At 43.6% G+C, this 21,490-nt stretch carries 20 protein-coding genes; 9 read left to right on the top strand and 11 right to left on the bottom strand.

Translation table 11 applies throughout. The annotated features are described in order from the left end of the window. Positions 1–24: 24 nt before the first annotated feature. The 11 genes from KEJ24_01250 to KEJ24_01200 form a co-directional block, all read right to left on the bottom strand. A complete protein-coding gene (locus KEJ24_01250; protein MBS7646453.1) occupies positions 25–1,320 on the bottom strand; it encodes a hypothetical protein in 1,296 nt (431 codons plus the stop codon). A gap of 264 nt (positions 1,321–1,584) precedes the next feature. Further along, on the bottom strand, positions 1,585–2,625 hold the full coding sequence (locus tag KEJ24_01245) for a homoserine kinase (GenBank protein ID MBS7646452.1): 1,041 nt from the start codon (positions 2,623–2,625) through the stop codon (positions 1,585–1,587). Beyond that, a complete protein-coding gene (locus KEJ24_01240) occupies positions 2,622–4,115 on the bottom strand; it encodes a 2-isopropylmalate synthase (GenBank protein MBS7646451.1) in 1,494 nt (497 codons plus the stop codon). The genes KEJ24_01245 and KEJ24_01240 overlap by 4 nt, the downstream gene beginning before the upstream one ends. Positions 4,116–4,130: 15 nt before the next feature. Further along, positions 4,131–5,162 (bottom strand): isocitrate/isopropylmalate dehydrogenase family protein, encoded by a 1,032-nt coding sequence (locus KEJ24_01235; protein MBS7646450.1) that lies wholly within the window; start codon positions 5,160–5,162, stop codon positions 4,131–4,133. Continuing rightward, positions 5,149–5,655: a 3-isopropylmalate dehydratase small subunit gene (locus KEJ24_01230; GenBank protein MBS7646449.1), complete on the bottom strand. Its 507-nt coding sequence runs from the start codon at positions 5,653–5,655 to the stop codon at positions 5,149–5,151. Before KEJ24_01230 ends, KEJ24_01235 begins: the two co-directional genes overlap by 14 nt. Positions 5,656–5,658: 3 nt before the next feature. After that, complete coding sequence (locus KEJ24_01225; GenBank protein MBS7646448.1) at positions 5,659–6,912, bottom strand: 3-isopropylmalate dehydratase large subunit; 1,254 nt, start codon at positions 6,910–6,912, stop codon at positions 5,659–5,661. A 23-nt stretch (positions 6,913–6,935) separates the two neighbouring features. Then, positions 6,936–7,922, bottom strand: coding sequence for a ketol-acid reductoisomerase (gene ilvC, locus KEJ24_01220; GenBank protein MBS7646447.1), 987 nt, complete (start codon positions 7,920–7,922; stop codon positions 6,936–6,938). 19 nt (positions 7,923–7,941) lie between these two features. After that, positions 7,942–8,454, bottom strand: a complete 513-nt coding sequence (gene ilvN, locus KEJ24_01215; GenBank protein MBS7646446.1) for an acetolactate synthase small subunit — start codon at positions 8,452–8,454, stop codon at positions 7,942–7,944. 4 nt (positions 8,455–8,458) lie between these two features. Further along, positions 8,459–10,129, bottom strand: a complete 1,671-nt coding sequence (gene ilvB, locus KEJ24_01210) for a biosynthetic-type acetolactate synthase large subunit (GenBank protein MBS7646445.1) — start codon at positions 10,127–10,129, stop codon at positions 8,459–8,461. A gap of 326 nt (positions 10,130–10,455) precedes the next feature. Further along, positions 10,456–10,764, bottom strand: coding sequence for a hypothetical protein (locus KEJ24_01205; protein ID MBS7646444.1), 309 nt, complete (start codon positions 10,762–10,764; stop codon positions 10,456–10,458). A gap of 143 nt (positions 10,765–10,907) precedes the next feature. Continuing rightward, on the bottom strand, positions 10,908–12,524 hold the full coding sequence (locus tag KEJ24_01200; protein ID MBS7646443.1) for a 2-isopropylmalate synthase: 1,617 nt from the start codon (positions 12,522–12,524) through the stop codon (positions 10,908–10,910). Between the two features lie 80 nt (positions 12,525–12,604). Between KEJ24_01200 and ilvD the strand changes: the two genes are divergently transcribed. From ilvD to hisF, 9 genes are all read left to right on the top strand, one after another. Beyond that, positions 12,605–14,269, top strand: coding sequence for a dihydroxy-acid dehydratase (gene ilvD / locus KEJ24_01195; protein ID MBS7646442.1), 1,665 nt, complete (start codon positions 12,605–12,607; stop codon positions 14,267–14,269). Between the two features lie 10 nt (positions 14,270–14,279). After that, positions 14,280–15,113, top strand: coding sequence for a prephenate dehydratase (pheA, locus tag KEJ24_01190; protein ID MBS7646441.1), 834 nt, complete (start codon positions 14,280–14,282; stop codon positions 15,111–15,113). A gap of 274 nt (positions 15,114–15,387) precedes the next feature. After that, complete coding sequence (gene hisG / locus KEJ24_01185) at positions 15,388–16,353, top strand: ATP phosphoribosyltransferase (protein ID MBS7646440.1); 966 nt, start codon at positions 15,388–15,390, stop codon at positions 16,351–16,353. Continuing rightward, complete coding sequence (hisD, locus tag KEJ24_01180) at positions 16,350–17,639, top strand: histidinol dehydrogenase (protein MBS7646439.1); 1,290 nt, start codon at positions 16,350–16,352, stop codon at positions 17,637–17,639. The genes hisG and hisD overlap by 4 nt, the downstream gene beginning before the upstream one ends. After that, positions 17,636–18,766: a histidinol-phosphate transaminase gene (hisC, locus tag KEJ24_01175; protein MBS7646438.1), complete on the top strand. Its 1,131-nt coding sequence runs from the start codon at positions 17,636–17,638 to the stop codon at positions 18,764–18,766. The genes hisD and hisC overlap by 4 nt, the downstream gene beginning before the upstream one ends. 3 nt (positions 18,767–18,769) lie before the next feature. Next, a complete protein-coding gene (gene hisB, locus KEJ24_01170) occupies positions 18,770–19,345 on the top strand; it encodes an imidazoleglycerol-phosphate dehydratase HisB (GenBank protein ID MBS7646437.1) in 576 nt (191 codons plus the stop codon). Further along, positions 19,346–19,951, top strand: coding sequence for an imidazole glycerol phosphate synthase subunit HisH (gene hisH, locus KEJ24_01165; GenBank protein MBS7646436.1), 606 nt, complete (start codon positions 19,346–19,348; stop codon positions 19,949–19,951). Positions 19,952–19,960: 9 nt separating this feature from the next. Beyond that, the gene (gene hisA, locus KEJ24_01160) at positions 19,961–20,680 is read left to right on the top strand and encodes a 1-(5-phosphoribosyl)-5-[(5-phosphoribosylamino)methylideneamino]imidazole-4-carboxamide isomerase (GenBank protein ID MBS7646435.1); all 720 of its coding nucleotides are present in this window, start codon (positions 19,961–19,963) and stop codon (positions 20,678–20,680) included. Between the two features lie 5 nt (positions 20,681–20,685). Continuing rightward, positions 20,686–21,489, top strand: a complete 804-nt coding sequence (gene hisF, locus KEJ24_01155; protein MBS7646434.1) for an imidazole glycerol phosphate synthase subunit HisF — start codon at positions 20,686–20,688, stop codon at positions 21,487–21,489. Position 21,490: the final 1 nt, after the last annotated feature.

Raw genomic sequence — 21,490 nt, 5'->3', positions numbered from 1 at the left:
GTCTACTTTTTCCACTTACCAATTCTAGTTTGCCTCCATAACTTTGATTTCTAAGGATTTTTCAAAATCCTCTTCCAAAGATTTCTTAATAGCCGCAAAGGCTTCATCAGCATCCGCCATATCAACAAAAACATGTATTCCAGAGGCCACTGTGAACAATCCGTAAATGTTAATGCCTTTTGAATCTAAAGCTTTAGCCAAGTTAACAATTACTCCCGGGGTTTCTTCAAGCTCTGCCGTTTTGATTTTAAGCAGGGCAAGGTTTTTTCTCACAGCTATGGCTATGGCCTCCGGATAATCGTAAACAATCGAATGAAGCGGCTCAAGGACTCTGCCAAGCATACCCTCTGGAACATAGAGAATAAGCGAATCATAGTTGGCTGAAATTCCAAGAAGAGGAACCTCTGCACTCTTTATTTTCTGGATCGCTTGCTGTAAGACTTCATGAGACTGGGAAAGCGCTTTTCCAACAACGGTTACGGAGGCTACGGCTTCTGGAAAACTCATGCTAACGACATTTTTTGAAAGGGCACCTTTAATGACAGTGCCTTCAGCAGCCAAGTCGCAGTGGTTATGGTTTATGATTTTAACGTCCATCCATTCCTCCTTGTATTTTAATGCTTTTCTCTGCAGAAACTTGTGGGAGGAGCTTGCAAGCCCAATTAGTGAATCAACATCTATTTCAGGCACTTTTCTTGCAGACTTGACAAGTTTAGGGTCAGCTGTCATTATGCCGTCAACATCAGTAACGAGGATAACTTGCTTTGCCTTAAGCGCCCAAGCCAAGACAAGCGCTGTTATGTCGCTTCCACCTCTCCCCATAGTTGTAATTTTGCCATCTAACGTCTTCCCAACAAAGCCGGGAACAACTACAACGACGCTTTGATCAAGCAGAGGTAGGACATGTTTGACAACACGTTCCTTGCACACTTCTAAGATGGGATCAGCGTTCATTGGCACATCGTTGGTGATTATTGGCCAATCTGGGTCCGCTGGATCAAAATAGCGACATTTTACACCATTGGCCTTAAGGGTTGCCGAGAAAATCCTCGCGCTAGTCCTTTCTCCCATAGCTAGTACGTCGTCAACGTCTCTGCCCCATGCTGTCTTTTCGCAGTTGGTAGCCTTCTTCACAGTTTCAAGCAATAAGTCGGTGGTTTTACCCATAGCAGAAACCACTACAACAACTCTTGCTCCTTTGTTCAACTCTTTTATGACGGCTCTGGCAGCGTTAGCTATTTTTTCGCAATCAGCTAAGCTGCTTCCTCCAAACTTTACAACAAAAATGGAACCAGAAACATTACCTTGTTCCAGCCTCACACCATAAACCTCCAAAAGGAGAGAACCGAAACCGAAACAGAAGCGGTCGCGGTTTCTCCCTAATAGCTAAATATGTACCAATAGCCACTAAAATAAAACCCGAATTGGGTGTTGATCGTGGCTATTGGATTGTTCATATCAGACCAATAAACAGAAACCTTCCAATATTTATATCTTTTGGTTTCAGTTTCATGTTTGGACGAATAAAGGAAAATGCAAAAGTTTTCAACTAAAACTCGGATTTTAGATTGAACGCTTATGAGCTTACTTTTCTTCGCTCCTAACGACCGTCGCGCCCGGCCCAGGTTTGGCGATTATAGCCTCGCATTGTATTCCATACCCTTCAAAACCTTCCTTCATAGCTTTCAAGACTTTGGCCTCCACATTTTTGGAGGCGTCAACAAGCGCTAAGACAGAGGGGCCAGATCCGCTTATTGCAACACCAGCCGCTCCGGCGGCTATGGCATTTCTTTTAACCTCAGCCAGTCCGGGGATTAAACTGGCCCTGTATGGCTCAGCAAGCAAGTCTTTCATTCCCATCCCCATTAAGGTTAGATTGCTTGTTAAAACACCAGCAACAAACGCAGATGCCCTTGCAATGTTATGCACAGCGTCAGACAGCGCCACTTGTTTGGGAAGAACTGAGCGAGCTTTGGATGTTTCCAGCACTATTTCTGGGGTGACTACGACAAACTTGATATTTTCAGGCATTGGAAGCTGTATCACTTCAAAAGGTTCATGTGAAACTACCGCCGTGAAAAATCCCATGAGAGCCGCAGAAACATTGTCATAATGGGGAACGCCCGCGGCCGCTATTTCGCCTAAAGCTGCAAATTTTACGAGTTCTTTTCTTGTAAAACCTAACTGTAAAGCTTCATTCACAGCCAACGCGGAAGCTGCTGCACTTGCTGCGCTGCTTCCCAAACCGCTTCCAGGCCGTATGCCTTTTTCAATGCTTATAATAAGCCCGTAACTTTTGCCGGATGCTTTCAAAAGGGCCTTTGCAGCTAGTCCCGCAGTGTTTTCGTCGGGATTTGTTGAAACAAGCTCTGAATTTTTCCCTTTAACAAACAATTGAATTTTGTTATCTCCTTTCACCACGTCAACGGCAACTTTATCAAACAAGGCGTCTAATGCAACTCCGAAGACATCAAATCCAGCGCCTAGGTTTGCCGAAGTCGCCGGAGCTTTTGCCTCAACATGGGCAAGAACAAATGAGCCGTTGGCATTAGCCTTGCTTTTTCTATGTCTGGCTTCATCGCGTTCAGTAACCGGAGCCAATCCCGGTGATGAAGTATGTTTCAATTCCCTAAGCCTCTTTTGGTGAGCAGTTTGTTTATCCCGTTTATCATGGCCTCGACGCTTGCCTTGACGATGTCTTCGCTTGCGCTGCTGGCGGAAACTATGTTTCCATGGTCGTCTTCAATTTTTATTATGACTTCAGCAACGGCGTCTGAGCCGCCTGTTATTGCTTCAAGCCTATACTCTCTCAGTTTAACCCCTATCAACATGTTTACGATTTTCTGTATCGCCTTTATAGCGGAATCCACCGGACCGACACCTGTCTCAGTTGCAATGTACTCTTTATCGTTGAGTATCAGCTTGACGGAGGCCATGGGTGTGGTTTCACTTCCAGTTACAACAGTGAAGCCGGCTAATTTAACAATATTTTTTTCAGGTATCCCTGTAACGGCTCTAGCTATTGCGAAAAGGTCACCATCAGTGACCGTTTTTCCCTTGTCACCTAAGCTTTTTACACGTTTAAAAATCTCGTTAAGTTGGTCCTCAGTGACGTGAAATCCCATGGCCTCAAGCTCAGCTTTTAGCCCCTGCCTCCCCGCATGTTTACCTGCAACTATTTTTCGTGTTCTCCCAACCATTTCTGGTGTTAATGGTTCGAAAGTTTCCGGCTTAACCACAACTCCTTTAGTGTGTATTCCAGATTCATGGGCAAAGGCGTTTTCGCCGACGATAGCCTTATTTGGCTGAAGGGTGATTCCGGTTATTCGTGAAACAAGTCGTGAAGTTTCATACAATAACTTCGTGTTTATCCTTGTTTTCTTGTTGCATATTAGTTGAAGAGCCATCACAACCTCTTCTAGAGCAGCATTTCCAGCCCTTTCACCCAGACCATTCACGGTCACGTGGACTTGCGTTGCACCACCTTCAACACCGGCTAGAGAATTTGCCACTGCCATTCCGAAATCGTTATGGCAATGCACGCTTATCGGAACAGTTATTGTCCTTCTCAGCTCGCTTATGAGATTTTTCATAAACGTTGGATTTGCAACTCCGACAGTGTCCGGTATGTTTATCCTATCCACTTTGTTTTCCTGTGCAACTAAGCACACTTTTTTGAGAAAGTCAAGCTCTGTTCTGGTTGCATCCATAGGAGAAAATTCACATATAAAGCCATGAGCCTTTATGTACTGAATAATTTCCGCGGTTTCCTTTAACACTTGCCCCCGCGTTCCGTTTAAAACATATTTTATTTGAATATCAGACGTTGGGATAAACGTGTGAATCGAGTCTACCTCACAAGCCATCGCCATGTTTACGTCGCTTTTTGTCGCCCGTGCAAGTGCGCAGATCTCTGCTTTCAAGCCAGCCGCAGCTATACTTTTGACAGCCCTAAATTCTCCCTCAGAAGCCGATGGGAAACCAGCTTCGATTACATCTACTCCTAATTTGTCAAGCTGTAGAGCTATCTCCATCTTTTCCTCTGGAGTTAAAGAAACTCCAGGAGTCTGTTCACCGTCCCGCAATGTTGTGTCAAAAATTCTAATGTACTCCATTTCATCAGCCTAAGCTTATATTTTCATGACTTCCTTGGCTATCGCCTCACCCATACCTATAGTGGTTAAGGAACCGCCAAGATCCGGAACCGATAATGCTTTCCGCAAGGCCTCTGCAACACCCCTGTCAACTGCTTGTGCAGCTTCAGAACAGTTTTTGTCGTTGTATTTTTCACCCAACCATTCAAGCATCATTTTTGACGCCAAAATCATTGAGCATGGGTTGGCCGTATGCGTTCCGACACGTGTCGGCGCAGATCCATGCACAGGTTCGAAGATTGCATAATGGTCACCTATGTTTCCGCCCGGAGCCATTCCTAAACCTCCAACGAGTTGGGCGGCTTCGTCTGAGAGTATATCTCCAAACATGTTCGTCGTAACTATCACATCGTAGTTTTGCGGTTCCTTGATAAGCCTCATAGCTGCCGCGTCAACATATTGCTCATTAAACGAAATATTGGGATATTCTTTCGCTATTTTTCTGCAAACTTCAGCGAATAATCCACATGTTTTTCTCATAACGTTAGCTTTGTGTACAGCGGTCACCGCCCGCTTTTTGCCGCGAAAATCAGCAATCGTGAAAGCTTTTCTGGCTATTCTCTCGCAACCCTTTCTCGTTATGACTCTCAAAGCCACGGCGGTGTCATCGTCAAGGAAAAACTCAAGCCCTTTATAAACGTCTTCAGTGTTTTCCCTAACAATAACTAGATCTATATCGTTTCTAAGGCAGGACACCCCCGCGTATGACTTCACTGGACGTATATTGGCATAAAGATCGAACATCAGTCGAAGTTTAACAATGACATCTGCGGCGGTCTCTCCCACGGGACCCTTTAGGCAGACATGCGCATTTTTTATAGCCTCAATAGTTTCCTCTGGAAGAGCCACACCACGCTTTTCGAAGCAAGCATCTCCAGCCTCGAGGAATATGTACTCAAAATTTAGGTTGAACTTCTCTTCCACAGCATTTAGAACTTTTAAGGTTGCCTCGGTAAGTTCTGGTCCAACACCGTCGCCTGGAATTATGGCAACTTTATAGCTTGCCACTTTTTTCCAACCTCCTTTTTAAATGTTCTATTAAGCCACCTGCACTTATAATTTCTAAAACAAAATCTGGAAGTTTTGACGCTTGCAGCTTCACATTTTTTGTCAAGTTTAATATTTCGCCACTTGCCAAGTTTATGAGCAAATGGTCTCCTTCGCCTGTTTTTTCAAGAATTGCTTGGCATTCAATTACGGGTAATCCAATGTTTATGGCGTTTCTATAGAATATGCGGGCAAAGGATTGGGCGACAACACACTTCACACCCGCATACTTCAGAGCGATGGGAGCTTGCTCACGACTTGAACCGCAACCAAAATTTCTTCCAGCTGCAACTATGACTCCCTCCCGTGCTTTCAAGTGGAATGTTGGATCCAAGCCTTCCATGGCATGCCTTGCTAGCTCGTTTGGATCAAGGGAAGTTAAATACTTGCTTGGAATTATAACGTCGGTGTTTACGTTATCCCCAAAAATGACAGCTTTACCTTTAACTTCCAAAGGCTACAACCTCCTTGGGTCAGTAATTTCCCCTTTCAGGGCAGAAGCGGCAACTGTTGCCGGAGACGCCAAAAATATTTGGGCTTTCGGGCTTCCCATTCTTCCAACAAAGTTTCTGTTTGAAGAGCTAATGCAAGTTTCGCCATCAGCAAGCAGCCCCATATGTCCACCGAAACATGCGCCACATGTTGGGCTGCAAATACACGCGCCAGCCTCCGCGAGTGCTCTAAGCAGTCCCTCTTTCAAGGCTTGTAGATAGACTTCGTGAGAGGCTGGTGTAACAATAAGCCGTACACCTTTCTTGATTTTTTTGCCCTTAACAATTTCCGCGGTTAATCTTAAGTCTTCGACTCTACCGTTGGTACATGATCCAATAAAAGCTTGGTCTATTGGAGTGCCCTCAACCTCTGAAACTGGTTTGACGTTATCAACGGAGCTGGGACATGCAACTTGTGGTTCTAGTAGGCTGACGTCAACATCGATCACTTTCTCGTATTTAGCGTCCTCATCGCTTTTTAATAGGTTGATGGGCTTGTTGGTTCTATTCTTAACGTAAGCTAGCGCCGTCTCATCTGGATTGATTATTCCCGTCTTCGCTCCAGCTTCTACAGCCATGTTGCAAATGGTCAGTCTATCGCTTACACTCATACCTTTAATGGTTGGTCCATCAAATTCCATGGCCTTGTAGGTAGCTCCATCAGCTCCTATCTGGCCGATGATGTTTAATATCAGGTCTTTTGCACCGACAAACCTCTGAAACTTGCCAATAACATTGAATTTTATTGTTTCTGGGACTTTAAGCCATATCTTGCCCGTGGCGAAAACGGCGGCCATTTCCGTTGAGCCTATTCCCGTTCCAAATGCTCCCAATGCGCCATAAGTGCACGTATGAGAGTCTGCCCCAACAATAAGTTCACCTGGTCTCACATGACCCTTTTCCACCATAACTTGGTGGCAAACTCCGCCAAATCCAACATCATAGAAATACCGGATATCTTGCTCTTTTGCGAATTTCCTCATGATTTTGTGGAGTTCAGCTGACTTGGCAGAGTCTGCTGGAACTTGATGATCTAAAACCATCACAATTCTCTCGTTTTCCCAGACTTTTTTTACGCCTATTTTGTAAAAGGCTTCAATAGCCAACGGTCCCGTTATATCATTTATCATGGCCATATCTACGGTTGCTTCCACGATTTCACCTGGACTAACCTCCTTTCGGCCTGAAGCTTTTGCCAAAATCTTTTCAGATATATTCAACTACTTGTTTTCCTCCGGAATTGCTATTTTTCTAGTCCAGCGATTTTTCTAATGAACTTGCCAACTTTTTCTAGTTCATGATTTTCAATTTCCTTCATTAACGTTTTTAGCCTTTTTTCACCTTTTTTATGCTCTTCTATCCATTCCTTAGCGAAAGTTCCATTTTTAACGTTTTCAACAGCTTTCCTCATGTTTTCTTTGACATGGTTGTCTATCACTTTTGGGCCGACGGTTAAGCCACCATATTTAGCTGTGTCTGAAACGGCTTGCAACATTCCAGTTATGCCCTTCTGGTAAATCAGATCCATTATTAGTTTAGCCTCATTGCAAGCCTCGAAATATGCCAACTCTGGGGGGTAACCATTTTCAACAAGAACCTCAAACCCGTTTTTTATCAGTTCAATTAGTCCACCAACGAGCACCGTTTGCTCACCTATTAGGTCACTTTCAGTTTCATCTTTGAAAGTCGTTTCCAAAACGCCTGCTCTCGTACATCCAAGCCCTTTAGCAATTGCCAGAGCCGTTTCTTTGGCTTTTCCGCTAAAGTCTTGGTGAACGGCTATGAGGGCTGGAACACCAAAACCTTCGACGAAGGTTTCTCTAAGCCTTGCACCTGGGCTTTTAGGAGCAACCATAATGACATCAATGTTTTTGGGAGGCACTATCTGTTTAAAGTGGACATTGAAGCCATGTGCAAAATTCAAGGTTTTTCCTTCAGCTAAATGCGGTGCTATCGACTCTCTATAAACTTCTGGCTGATTCATGTCCGGTATTAAGAAGAGTATTATGTCGCCTTTTTTTGAAGCCTCTGGCACTGTATAGACTTCAAATCCGTCTTTTTTTGCTTTATTCCATGATTTGCCGTCCGGTCGAAGCCCAACTATAACTTTTAAGCCTGAATCCCTTAGGTTTTTGGCTTGAGCTTCTCCTTGGCTTCCATATCCTATTACGGCTATAGTTTTACCTTTTATGGATTCTAAATTAACGTCATTATCTAAATACACCTTCACCATAATTCTTTACCACCTCCTATCTTGTTTGGGGCTCACCTCTAGACAGGGCGGTTATCCCTGTCCGGGCGATTTCCTTAATCCCATAGGGCTTCATAATGTTTATAAAAGCGTTTATCTTGTCTGGGTCTCCGGTAACTTCAATCGTTAGAGATTTATGTGAAACATCTACAACCCGCCCTTTGAAAATCTCCGCATAATTAATTATGTCTGTCTTCGCCCTGTAATCCGGGGCCGTCACCTTTATTAGAGCCAGTTCACGTATAACCGTGTTCTTAGGATCCAGTATACTAACTTTAACTACTTCAATAAGCTTTCTTAACTGCTTAACGATCTGCTCAACAAGTTTTTCGTCTCCATTAACGGTTATTGTTATTCTTGCAAGCTCTTCTCTTTCGGTTGGACCAACAGAAATGCTTTGAATGTTAAACCCTCTTCTCCTGAACATATTAGAAACTCGGAAGAGAACCCCAGGTCTATGTTCAACGATTGCCGAAATAATGTATTCCTGCGCTGAGGTTTTTGTTTCCATAGGCTTACTCCCATATCATCCATTTCAGCCCTTTGCCGGGTGGAACCATAGGAAGAACATTTTCTTCTGGAGAGATAGACACGTCAATAACTGTTGTAACATCGCTTTTTATGGCTTTTTTGAGCACTGACGAAAATTCTTCAAGGGATTTGGGACGGAAGCCTTGGGCACCGTAAGCCTCAGCTAACTTTACAAAATCCGGCACTTTGCCAAGCTTAACCGCAACGTATCTTCCGCCATAGAATAGCCTCTGCCACTGCGCCACCATTCCGAGGACTGAATTGTTTAAAACTATGACTGTTACTGGAATGTTTTCCAAAACAGAAGTTGCAAGGTCTTGTTCAGTCATTATAAAGCTTCCGTCACCGGCAATGTCAACGACGGGAACCTCTGGACGCGCAACTTTTGCGCCTAACGCTGCTGGAAAACCAAAACCCATTGTTCCGAGGCCTCCTGAGGAAATAAATGTCCGCGGCTTGTAAGCTTTCAGATAAATTGCAGCCCACATTTGGTTTTGCCCTACTTCCGTGGTGATAATGGCGTCTTCAGGTAAAATCCGACGGATTTCAGCCATAACCCGTGGCGGTTTTAACTCACCCTGACAATTCGCTTTTTCCTCCAGCTGTTCCTTTAATTCCCTTATTTTTGCAGTCCAAGCAGAATTTTCTTTTTTAGCCATTTTTCTTTGTAAAAGCATATGTATCTCTTGTAACGCCTCTTTTGCGTCGGCCACTATTGGCACGTCAGCCTCGACGTTTTTCCCAATCTCTGCCGCATCAATGTCTATGTGGATTATTTTTGCATCTTGACAGAATTCATCCACTTTGCCCGTTGTTCTATCTGAAAATCTTGTACCCACAGCAAGCACTACATCCGCTTCTTGAATTAGACGATTCGACGCAATTGTGCCATGCATCCCCAATAGGCCAGTTGCCAAGGGATGGTTTTCAGGAATGGCCCCCTTCCCCATAAGCGTTGTCGCAACGGGTGCCAAAAGGAGTTCAGCAATCGCTATAAGCTCTTCTGAAGCATTTGAGGTTATAACACCGCCACCAGCAATTATCATGGGCCTCTCAGCTGACACAAGCAGTTCAACAGCTTTTTTCACCTGAAGCGGATGCGGAGCATGATTTGATGGACGACGAATGGTCTCCTCATGATCTTCAATTTTCACGTCAGCGAATTCGATCTGTACATCTTTAGGCACATCCACTAAAACCGGGCCTGGCCTACCGGACGACGCTATATAAAAGGCTTTTTTAATTGTTGTAGGTATCTCGGAAGCATGGCCTACTTGAAAGTTATGTTTAGTTATTGGACAAGTTATACCAATAATGTCTGCCTCTTGGAAGGCATCCCTTCCTATAAGCTTCCTTGGAACTTGACCAGTGAAGGCAACGATAGGCGATGAATCCATATAGGCAGTGGCTATTCCAGTCACAAGATTTGTTGCACCCGGCCCGGATGTGGCCATACAAACGCCAACTCGTCCACTTGCACGAGCATATCCATCCGCTGCATGTGCAGCACATTGCTCATGCCGCATCAAAATTGTCCTTATGCTGGAATCTGCAAGAGCATCACAGATGTCAAGAACCGCCCCACCAGGTATGCCGAAAATAACATCCACCTTTTGCATTTCCAACGCTTTCACAAAAGCCTTAGCACCACTCATGGCAACCATGAAAACGCCCTCCAAAAGTTACACTAATAATAACACTAGACGACTCTCGTCGTAAGATAAACGAGGCGACCTTCCATAACCTGCAATTCATTGCATTTTCAGTACATTTTGCAAATAAAGTTGGTCCTCCAGAGAACGCTATCCCTCATTTTGCCTCCATCCTCAATGTTTACGGCCCCTCCGGCCTAGTTTCATACCAGAAAGAGAATTCAAACTGGTCATTGAATTCCTTGAAATCCTTAGTGGTGGTCTTTAATTCATTCTTTTTCAAGTTTTCCCTTCGTTTTGTCATTGATGCACCGTACCCTTCCCACATGTTATTTTGTTTTAAATAAAGTTTTTGGGCAATAAAACTTGCCCAAAAACTCATGTTTACCTTCAGTTAACAGCAGTAGGATCTTTCCCTTCTCTGTGAGACTTACAGGAACTCCCTTCGCGTTTTTATTTCCGGTGATTATCATTCCTGCATCTCTTAGTTTGTTTAGGTTCCATCTGATGGTTGATCTAGGTACGCCCTGTTCAATGGATAATTTGTTTACAAGCTGATAATATAGCAGACCATGGTTTTCCTCTATTTTAGAGAGATATTTTATCTGTTTCATGCTTAGCTTTTTTCTAACCAGCATGTCTAATATTTCTGCGAAGCTTTTGCATATATGTTCACAATCTACTTGTCGGTCTTTTTCGTTAAACGTGGAATTTGCAGATTGAGCATGAAAAGAGGTAGTGTTATAGCCGTTTGATTTGGCGATCCCTCGATTGAAGGGGTCTATCCCTCCGCATTAAAGTCACCTCGCAATTTGGGCGTCAAGTTTTCCACGTTTGAACTAAGAGAGTTCGTGTTTTCACGCTTTGATAGAATATTGTTTATTCCGTTTAGCACAGCTTCAACACTTGCCATAACAATGTCTTCATGAGCCCCCCACGCCGTTGTTGTGACATCTCCCTTGCTAAGGTGCACCATCACCTCAACTATGGCGTCGGTTCCCCCTGAAATTGATTTAACATAGTAGTCATTAAGCTTTATGGGTTCAATGGTTTGAATAGCTTTTCGTATGGCGTTTATTGCCGCATCCACAGGTCCAACTCCAGTAGCCGCGCTCATGATAACTTGACCTTTCACATTTAGTCTTACGGAAGCCGTTGGAGTCACCTTGTTTCCCGTGACCACTGTTAATTCTTGAAGCTTTAGCGTTCTATGTCTCGGCATGTTCATGACTGTTTCCGCTATCGCCTCTAAGTCCAGATCAGTGATTTTCTTGCCCTTATCACCTATCATTTTAACTTTTGAGAGAATATCCCTTAACTGTTCCTCATTCGGGAATATACCCATTTCATTGAGAACAGCTTTTATCCCCCTTGAACCAGCATGTTTGCCAACTACAAACCGTCTAGTTCGCCCCACAAGACTTGGTGGAATCGGTTCATACGTAGTGGGATCATTCAAGATAGCATGCGTATGTATCCCTGACTCGTGAGTGAATGCATTTTCGCCAACTATAGCCTTATTGGGCGGTACTTGAACACCCGTCAGCCTAGAAACAAGCATGGAAATTTCATATAATAAGCTCAGTTTTAGGGAAACGTCTACGCCATAAAGCAACTTCAATGCAACGGCTATCTCCTCTAAAGCGGCGTTTCCAGCTCTCTCGCCTATGCCATTTATCGTGGCATGAACCTCTTTTGCACCCGCCCTTAAAGCTGCAATAGAATTGGCCACAGCCATTCCAAAGTCATCATGACAGTGGACTCCGAAGGTCACACCCGGAAAACTCTTCGTTAGATATGCGTAGAATGCGTAGGCTCTTTCTGGGGTTAAAACTCCAACAGTATCACACGGAGTTACGACATCTGCACCAGCTTCTATGCTAGTTGCAATCAATTTTTTAAGAAAAGATGCTTCGCTGCGCGTTGCATCTTCAGCTCCGAATTCAACTTTAAGGCCATGATTTTTCGCGTACTGAATACATTCCTCCGCAAGCTCTAGAACTTGTTCATATGTTTTACCAAGTTTATTTTTTATGTGGATTTCAGATGCGGGAATCACTAGAAAAACAGCATCTGCGCCACTATCTATAACAGCGTCTATGTCTTTTTTGCTTCCTCTTGCAAAACTGAATACTTCCGCCTTAAGGTTTTCGTTTGCAATCATTTTTATCGCTTCGAATTCTCCTTTTGTGGATGCTGCAAAACCAGCTTCGATGGCGTCCACTCCAAGCTCGTCAAGCTTTTTAGCTATTCTAACTTTCTCTTTAGGTGTCAAGGAAACTCCAGGGGTTTGTTCACCGTCTCTGAGGGTAGTGTCAAAAATTCTTATTTTTTCTGCAAAGTTATCCACTAATAAAGCTATTCCCCATTTATGAACCTCGGCTAATGAGTAGCGCATATTTATATTAAAGCTTTTCTATCTTGAAATTCATCTCAACGCAGTAGGAAGGTCAACAACAGGATGAGGGCTGGTGGAAAATGAGAAGCGATGTTTTAAAGAAAGGTCTTACTCGTTCTCCTCAAAGAGCCATATTAAAATGTCTTGGATTAACAGACGGTGACTTAGAAAAGCCGCTTATAGCGGTTGTTAACAGTCATTCAGAAATCGTTCCAGGTCACATGCATCTACGCCAATTAGCTGAATATGTTAAACAGGGTGTTCGGTCAGCCGGCGGAGTCCCATTTGAATTCAACACAATTGCAATATGTGATGGACTGGTGATGGGCCATATTGGAATGCATTATTCTCTTCCGTCACGTGAATTAATTGCGGATTCTGTAGAGGTTATGATTCAGGCAAATCAGTTTGATGGAATGGTTTTGATAACAAATTGTGACAAGATAACCCCCGGTATGCTTATGGCTGCTGCAAGACTGAACATTCCTTCAATAGTTGTAACAGGAGGGCCGATGCTTTCAGGCAGATACAGAGGGAGAATAGTGGACGTGACAGTGATTTTTGAAGCAGTCGGAGAAGTTAAAGCGGGAAAACTTAGCCAAGATGAATTAAAAATGATTGAAGATAGGGCCTTCCCAGGATGCGGTTCATGTAATGGCATGTACACGGCGAACACTATGGCATGTATTACCGAAGCCTTGGGCATGTCTCTTCCTGGATGTGCTACTGCTCTTGCTGTTTCATCTGCAAAATCGAGAATAGCCAAGGAAAGTGGAGAAAAAATCGTTGAACTTGTCCGAAGAGATATCAAGCCAAGGGACATAATGACATACGAGGCCTTTGAAAACGCCATTATAGTAGACTTGGCCCTTGGTGGATCAACAAACACCGTGCTACATTTGAAGGCCATAGCGAAAGAGACGGGTGTGGATCTTCCACTAAGGGTATTTGACGAATATAGTAGGAAAATTCCGCACTTATGCGACATGAGGCCATCTGGGCCTCATGACCTTCAAGAATTAGACGAGGCTGGGGGGATCCCAGCCCTGATGAAAGAGCTAAGACAATTTCTACATCTAAACGCGGTAACCGTGACCGGGGAGACCGTATGGGAAAACATCAAGGATGCAACGGTTTACAATAGAGAAGTCATCAGACCCATCGATAACCCGGTGCACGTGGAGGGTGGATTGGCCATATTGTATGGGAATCTTGCTCCAAAAGGGGCTGTTGTCAAGTTAAGCGCCGTTCCCCGCAAAATGCTTCGCCATAGCGGTCCGGCTAAAGTCTATGATTCTGAGGAGGAAGCAATTAAAGCTATTCTAGATGGAAAAATAGTTGATGGCGACATTGTAGTGATTAGATATGAGGGGCCAAAAGGCGGACCGGGAATGAGAGAAATGCTTTCGCCTACAGCAGCAATAGTGGGCATGGGCTTGGCTGAATCTGTTGCTTTGGTCACTGATGGAAGATTTTCGGGAGCAACAAGAGGACTTTGCATAGGTCACGTCTCACCAGAAGCTGCGGAGGGGGGTCCCATAGCAATACTGGAGGATGGAGACACTATTGAAATTGACGTACCTAAAAGGAAAATAGACGTAAAATTAAGTGACGACGATTTGAAAAGACGTTTCGCATGCTGGAAGTCTAAGCCTCCAAAAATCTCTTTGGGATACCTCCAAAGGTATATTTGCCTTGTTGGATCGGTTGATGAGGGGGCAACCTTAAGAGGACAGCCATGTTAAGTGACCAGTCATGGGGAAAGAGAAGCATCTAAAAGTTGCTTTCCAAGGCGAGATTGGCGCATATAGTGAAATGGCTATCTACGAATACTTCAACGATAAAATCCAGCCTATTCCATGCAAAAGCTTCTCAGAGGTTTTTAGAAAAGTTGAGTTGGAAGAAGTAGATTACGGTGTACTTCCAATAGAAAACTCGATAGAGGGCAGTGTTAACCAAGTTTATGATTTGCTGTTGACTCATGACCTTAAGATTTGCGGGGAGGTTATCCTCAAGATAGAACATTGTTTAATAGGAAACACCAATGCCGATCTAAGTTCTATAAAAAGGGTTTACTCGCATCCGCAGGCTTTGGCTCAATGCTCTAAGTTTTTGGAAAAAATAATGTGCGAGGTAATACCGACCTACGATACAGCTGGCAGCGTCAAAATTATAAAAGAAAAACATTCAATGGATGAAGCCGCAATAGCCAGCGAAAGAGCAGCAGAAATTTACGGAATGAAAATTCTCGCGAGAAATATATCAGATGTCCCAGACAACTATACGCGGTTTGTAATTCTTTCGAAAATGGATGCATCACCAAGCGGTAACGACAAGACTTCAATAATTTTCTCAGTTAAACATGTTCCAGGAGCACTTTACGATGCTTTAGGTGTGTTTGCAAAAAGAAAAATAAACCTCACTAAAATAGAGTCTAGACCTACGAGGAAAAAGCCTTGGGAGTACATATTCTACCTTGACTTTGAAGGCCACAAAACCGAACCGGAATGCATGGAAGCCCTTAATGAGCTTCGAGAAAAAACTCCATTTATAAAGGTTTTGGGCTCCTATCCAAAGGCTACCGGTTGAATCTAGCTTTTGTCAGGTTATTGACCACAGTCTCTTGTCTCAAGAGTTTTCAGCACCTCCAAGTAGTTTATCAAAAATGGCAATAAGCTTATATTAAACTACAGTACTTCCTTAAGGAAGTGGTGCAAAATGAGGGAATGCGTTCATACGGGGCGACTGCTTTCATTTCTGACGGCCTTAGCCAATTGCTAAAATTCAGCTTGTACGTTTTCTGGATTAATGAAAATTTTGCAACTCCCTTTAATATTTCGATAATGCTGAGGTGAGATGAGCTGTGAAAGTAAAATTTGCTGTTCCAGCTGGTTCACTGCAAAAGGCAACATTTGAAATCCTTGAAAGAGCTGGATACCGCGTGTCAGGACAGGAAAGGAGCTATAGACCAGCCATCAACGATCCCGAAATCGAATTAAGACTTTTAAGGCCCCAGGAGATTCCAATATTGGTGAGCGAAGGACTATATGATATTGGAATTTCAGGCATAGACTGGATTAAGGAAACAAACGCGGATGTCGAAATGCTCCAAAATCTTGAATATGGAAAAGTGAAGCTTGTAGTTGCCGTGCCAAAGAATTGGACAGAAATAAACTCGTTCTCGAGCCTACTAGAAAAGTTCTTAGCTTCTGGAAGAAATGTCAGAATATCTGCGGAGTATCTAAACATCACAGCAAATTACATTAAAAATAACCAGACATACCTCAAGTTTTTCGGTGACGCAGAGCCATTAATAGTTACACCATGGTGGCGAAAAGGCCAAAATTCGAAAGTCGCCATATTCCTGTCGTTCGGAGCCACTGAAGCTAAACCGCCAGAGGTTGCGGATGCAATTATTGACGTCACCGAAACGGGTACAAGCCTTGAGCAGAACAACTTAAAGGTAATAGATGTTGTGATGGAATCCACTGCATTTTTGATAGCGAACAAAAACTCGCTAGAGTCTGAAAAACGCGAAAAAATTTTTGATATAATGATGATGTTAAGAGGTGTCGTTGACGGTTCGAAAAGGCTACATATATTTGTCAACGTTAAGAAAGAGAATTTGGAGCGGCTTCTCCAAGAGTTGCCAGCATTGAAAAGGCCTACTGTTGCTCCGCTTGCTGATCCCGGCTGGTATGCAGTTAACACGGTGATTGAAAGAGATTCCTTCTTCAAAATTCTTCCAACAATACGAAAACTTGCGCAAGGACTTGTGGTTTATGAGCCGAGGCAAGTCCTGGCTCTAGAAAAGGTAGACCAGCAATGAAAATAATAAACATATACGAGCCATCTTCGTTCAAGCAAAAGTTTATGCATAGGGAGCCTGTAAAGGATAAGACTAAATTAGAAGCTTACGTGAAAGGCATAATCAAAGAAGTCCAAACAAAAGGCGACACGGCCCTAATTAAATTTGCAAGGAAATTTGACAAAGTTTCCCTCGATTCTAAAAGTTTAATGGTTAGCCGTGAAGAAATAAGCGAAGCTTATGAAAAAGTCACGGAAGATCAGATTAGCACTATAAAGGCTGTTAAGGAAAGACTTGAGACTGTTGAGAAACAAGTTTTAGAACGTTTAAACATGGAAATAGAGCTTGACGGAATATGCATTAAATTTTGTACACGTCCGATCCAGAGGGTGGGCTGCTATGTTCCCGGTGGAAAAGCTGCATATCCTAGCACCTTGCTGATGACTGTGATTCCAGCGCTTGTGGCAGGTGTGCCGAACATAGCCGTCTGTTCACCACCCAACCGGAACGGCTTGCTTAATCCTTTGACGCTGGTTGCAGCAGATATATGTGGAGTTAATGAAATCTATAAGGTAGGAGGGCCCCAAGCTATAGCGGCCATGGCCTATGGCACCGAAACTGTAAAGCCGGTGGACAAAATTGTGGGGCCGGGAAACATTTATGTAGCCATTGCAAAGAGACTAGTTTCCCGCAACGTGGCAATAGATTTTCCCGCCGGTCCAAGCGAACTTCTCGTTCTTGCAGATGAAAATGCAAATCCACGGTTTGTGGCTCTTGATATGTGCGCCCAAGCGGAACATGGACCGGACTCTACGGTTGGCCTGATTACAACGTCTAGGAAACTAGCTGAAAAAACCATTTCTGAATTGGAGGACATAGCGAAATCTACGCCTAGGAGCAGCATAGTTACGGAAGCTTTGTCAAACAATGGCTTTGTGGTTGTATGTGATACAGTGGATGAGATGGTTGATCTTGCAAACGCTTTCGCGCCGGAACATGTCGAGGTAATGTTGAAGAATCCAGAAGATGCTGTTAAAAGGCTAAATGCAGCGGGTATTGTTTTAGTAGGGCAGTATACTCCAGCCTCTCTAAGCGATTATTATGGTGGAACAAATCACGTGCTGCCCACGGGAGGGGTTGGAAGGATTTTCTCGGGTTTATCGTCTCTTGATTTCGTGAAAAGAATAGCCATTGTAAAAGGCTCGAGAAAAGGGTTGTCAAAAGCTTATGAGTATATCAGAATTTTATCGAAGGCTGAAGGATTGCCAGCTCACTTTAGAGCAGTGGAGGAGCGAATGAAAAATTGAAAAATGATAGGGCCGCATGGATTAAGCAGAAGCTTGAGGAGATGCGACCAAATATATACGCCTTTGGAGAATCTTCAAAACTTGTAGGGCAACTTTTCAATCTTGAACGTTCAAAAATTGTAAAGTTAAACGCGAATGAGAACTTCTTCATTCCCCGTGAAAAACTTCTTGCACTTATGATGGAAGCTTTGGAAGAATTTGATCCGCGTATCTATCCGCAAGGAGAAGAAGATGAAACACTTCGGGAGAAGCTTGGCGGTTATGTGGGCCTCTCAGCCAACTACATAGCCGTGGGTAATGGAGGTGACGAGTTGATAGCAAGGGTAGCCAACCTGTTTCTTGAAAGGGGAGAGCAAGCTATCACTATTTCACCCACTTTCACAATGTATCATTATGCAGTGAAACTTCAGAGGGCTGAAGTTATTGAAGTCCCATTGAAAACGGATTTTTCTTTAAATATCGAGGCATTGCTGTCAAAGGTAACGCCAAAAACAAGATTGCTTTTCTTATGCTCGCCGAACAACCCCACGGCAAATCAGTTCGAAATAGACGACATAAAGTTTTTGATTGAGAATTTTCCGGGGATCGTCGCAGTTGACGAAGCCTACGTAGAGTTTGCCGATTACTCGCTTGTGCCACTTGTCCCAAAATATGACAATTTGATAGTTATTAGAACATTTTCTAAGGCCTTTGGCCTTGCAGGCTTGCGTCTCGGATACTGCATTGCAAATGATGAGATCATCAGAACATTGTCGAAAAATGTTGGATTACCCTATCCAGTGAGCATTTTTTCTTTAAAAGTCGGTGTGAAGGTTTTGGAAAATATGGATATTTTTGAAGAAGCTTTTGAAAAAACTCGGATAGAGCGAAAAAAGCTTATGAAATCCTTGAATGCAATCGATGGAGTTAAGGCTTTCAATTCAAAGACGAATTTTGTATTGTTTAAAACGGAGAAACCTTCAGACAATGTTTATCGCAGTTTATTAGAAAAAGGCGTCCTCGTTAGAAAAATGGGAACGGTCCTTGGCTTCCAGAATTGCTTAAGAACAACAGTTGGCTTACCATGGATGAACGCAAGGCTTATTGAAATACTCAAAGAAACATGCCAGTCAAACTCTGGAGGCTGAACAATGAGAATTGCCGAGATTTCTAGGAAAACGCGGGAAACCGAAGTCTGCGTAAAGGTCAACCTTGACTCCGTAGGGAAGGCCGACGGTAACACGGGAATAGCTTTTCTCAACCATTTAATAACTACGCTAGCCTTTCACAGCTTAATCGACATCACAGTTTCTGTAAAAGGAGACCTCAAACACCACATAACAGAAGATGTGGCAATATGTTTGGGTCAAGCGGTCAGAAAAGCATTAGGCAATGGTGAAGGAATAGCCCGATTTGGATTCGCAGCGGTCCCAATGGACTGCTCCCTTGTTTTCTGTGCCGTTGACTTGGCAAAACGTCCCTATGTTAAAATCGATTTAAAATTCAGGGGCAAAAAAATTGAGGACATGCCATGCGAGGATATTTACCATTTCCTAGAAAGTTTTGCCACGTCCATGCAGGCCAACGTCCACATATGGGCTCAGTACGGAGCTAATGATCATCACAAGGCTGAGGCAGCCTTTAAAGCTCTTGCGCTTTCACTGAGACAAGCAGTAACCATCGATCCAAGGAGGAAGGGTGCACCCAGCTCTAAAGGGTTGATTTAATTGCTGAAGGCAGTTATCCTCGACTACGGTGTTGGAAACATTTACAGCCTCAAATGTGCACTAGGCAAAATTGGATTCACACCATCAATAGGATTCAATAAAAAGTTACTCAACCAGGCAGACGTCGTAATCCTTCCAGGCGTCGGAAACTTTTTAAAAGTTTCGGGAAAATTGGCTTCCATTAAGGAGCACCTAACCGATTTAGCCAAAGAGGGAACGCCAATTTTGGGCATATGCTTAGGCATGCAACTTCTATTCCAAAAAAGCGAAGAGGGCCCAGGTGAAGGCTTAGCGCTTCTTGGAGGTGAAAATGTTAGGCTGCCAAGTTTGGTCAAAGTGCCTCACATGGGATGGAACATTGTTCAAGCGGTAAAGCCAAGCACTCTGTTTGATGGTATAGGAGACTATTTTTATGGTTACTTTGCCCACTCATACTATCCAGTTCCAGCCGAAAAAGATGTTGTATGCGCTGAAACCACCTATGGTGTAAGTTTCGCCTCCGTCGTCGCAAAACGAAACATCTTTGGCACACAGTTTCACCCGGAGAAGTCAGGCTCGCAAGGATTAAAGTTCCTTAAGAATTTCCGCAATTTTGTTAAGAGGTGAAACGCAGCGGTGAAAATCTTTCCAGCCATCGACTTAATGGATGGAAAGGTTGTGAGACTTCTTAAAGGTGATCCAGAAGCAGCGAAAATTTACGATTGGCTAGGGAAGCCTGTAGAGGTAGCTAAAAAGTGGGAAAAAGACGGAGCAGACGCCCTTCACGTAATTGACTTAGACGCTGCCTTAAACAGGGGAAACAACTTCGCTACAATTTCAGAAATAGTTCAAGCAGTGAAAATACCTGTACACGTCGGAGGAGGAATAAGAAGCGAGGAAGCAGCGGAAAAACTTCTTAGCATAGGCGTGGACAAAGTTATGCTTGGAACCCTGGCTTTTAAAAAGCCAGAAGCCATAAAATACTTAATAGAAAAATTCGGTGACTGCATTATCGTGGCGCTCGATTATGATGAAAATGGCAGGGTTATGATTGAAGGCTGGAGAAAAGAGGCTGAATTGAGCGTAGCTGAAGCTATGAAAAAATTCTTGAAGCTTAAGGTTAAAACTTTCCTGTTAACTTCAATAAGTAGAGATGGCACTCTTAAAGGAGTAAGCATTAACATCGTAAAGCGAATTTGCGCCCTGCAGAAAGCGCGGATAATTGCGGCTGGCGGAGTGAGTAGTTTAAACGACTTAGCCATTTTAAAGCAAGCCGGCGTTTATGGCGTGGTTATAGGAAAAGCCTTGTACGAAGGAGTTTTTACATTAAAAGAAGCTTTAGAACTTGCCAGGTGAAATGAATGCCCTTAGCGAAGCGTATTATACCATGCTTGGATGTTGATCATGGAAGGGTTGTTAAAGGGGTGCATTTCCTAAACCTAAAAGACGCTGGAGACCCCGTGGAGTTGGCAAGGCGATACTCAGAAGAGGGCGCAGATGAACTTGTTTTCCTCGACATTACAGCCTCACCTGAAAAACGGAAAATATTGAAGGACGTTGTAGAGAGAGTTGCCGCAGAAATAAATATCCCCTTCACGGTGGGCGGTGGAATACATAGCCTTTCAGATGCAAGAGTTGTACTCTGCAGCGGAGCAGATAAAGTATCAATTAACACCGCAGCTGTTGAACACCCCAGCTTAATTACAAGGCTTGCAAAAACCTTTGGGAAACAATGTGTTGTTGTCGCCATCGACGCTAAGAGACGATACGAAAAAACTGAAGGCAAAACCATGGTTGAAACAAAGGATGGAGCATGCTGGTTTGAAGTATACACGTATGGAGGACGCAAGCCCACAGGGATAGATGCAATTCAATGGGCAACCAAAGCGGAAGAGCTCGGAGCCGGAGAAATTCTCCTCACGTCTATGGATAGAGATGGAACAGAAAACGGGTACGACTTGGAATTAACTAGGAGCATTTCTGAAAACGTGAATATTCCAGTCATTGCAAGTGGAGGCGCAGGCAAACCAGAACATCTTCTTGAAGCCTTCTCCATTGGAAAAGCCGACGCCGCCCTCGCCGCATCCATTTTCCACTACAATAAATATCCGATACCATTTATTAAGAGGTTTTTGAAGGAAAAGGGGGTTGAGGTTCGCCTTTGAA

The sequence above is a fragment of the Candidatus Bathyarchaeota archaeon genome (genome assembly GCA_018396705.1).
Taxonomy (GTDB): domain Archaea; phylum Thermoproteota; class Bathyarchaeia; order Bathyarchaeales; family Bathycorpusculaceae; genus DRVP01.
This window is presented reverse-complemented; position numbering and strand designations above follow the sequence as displayed.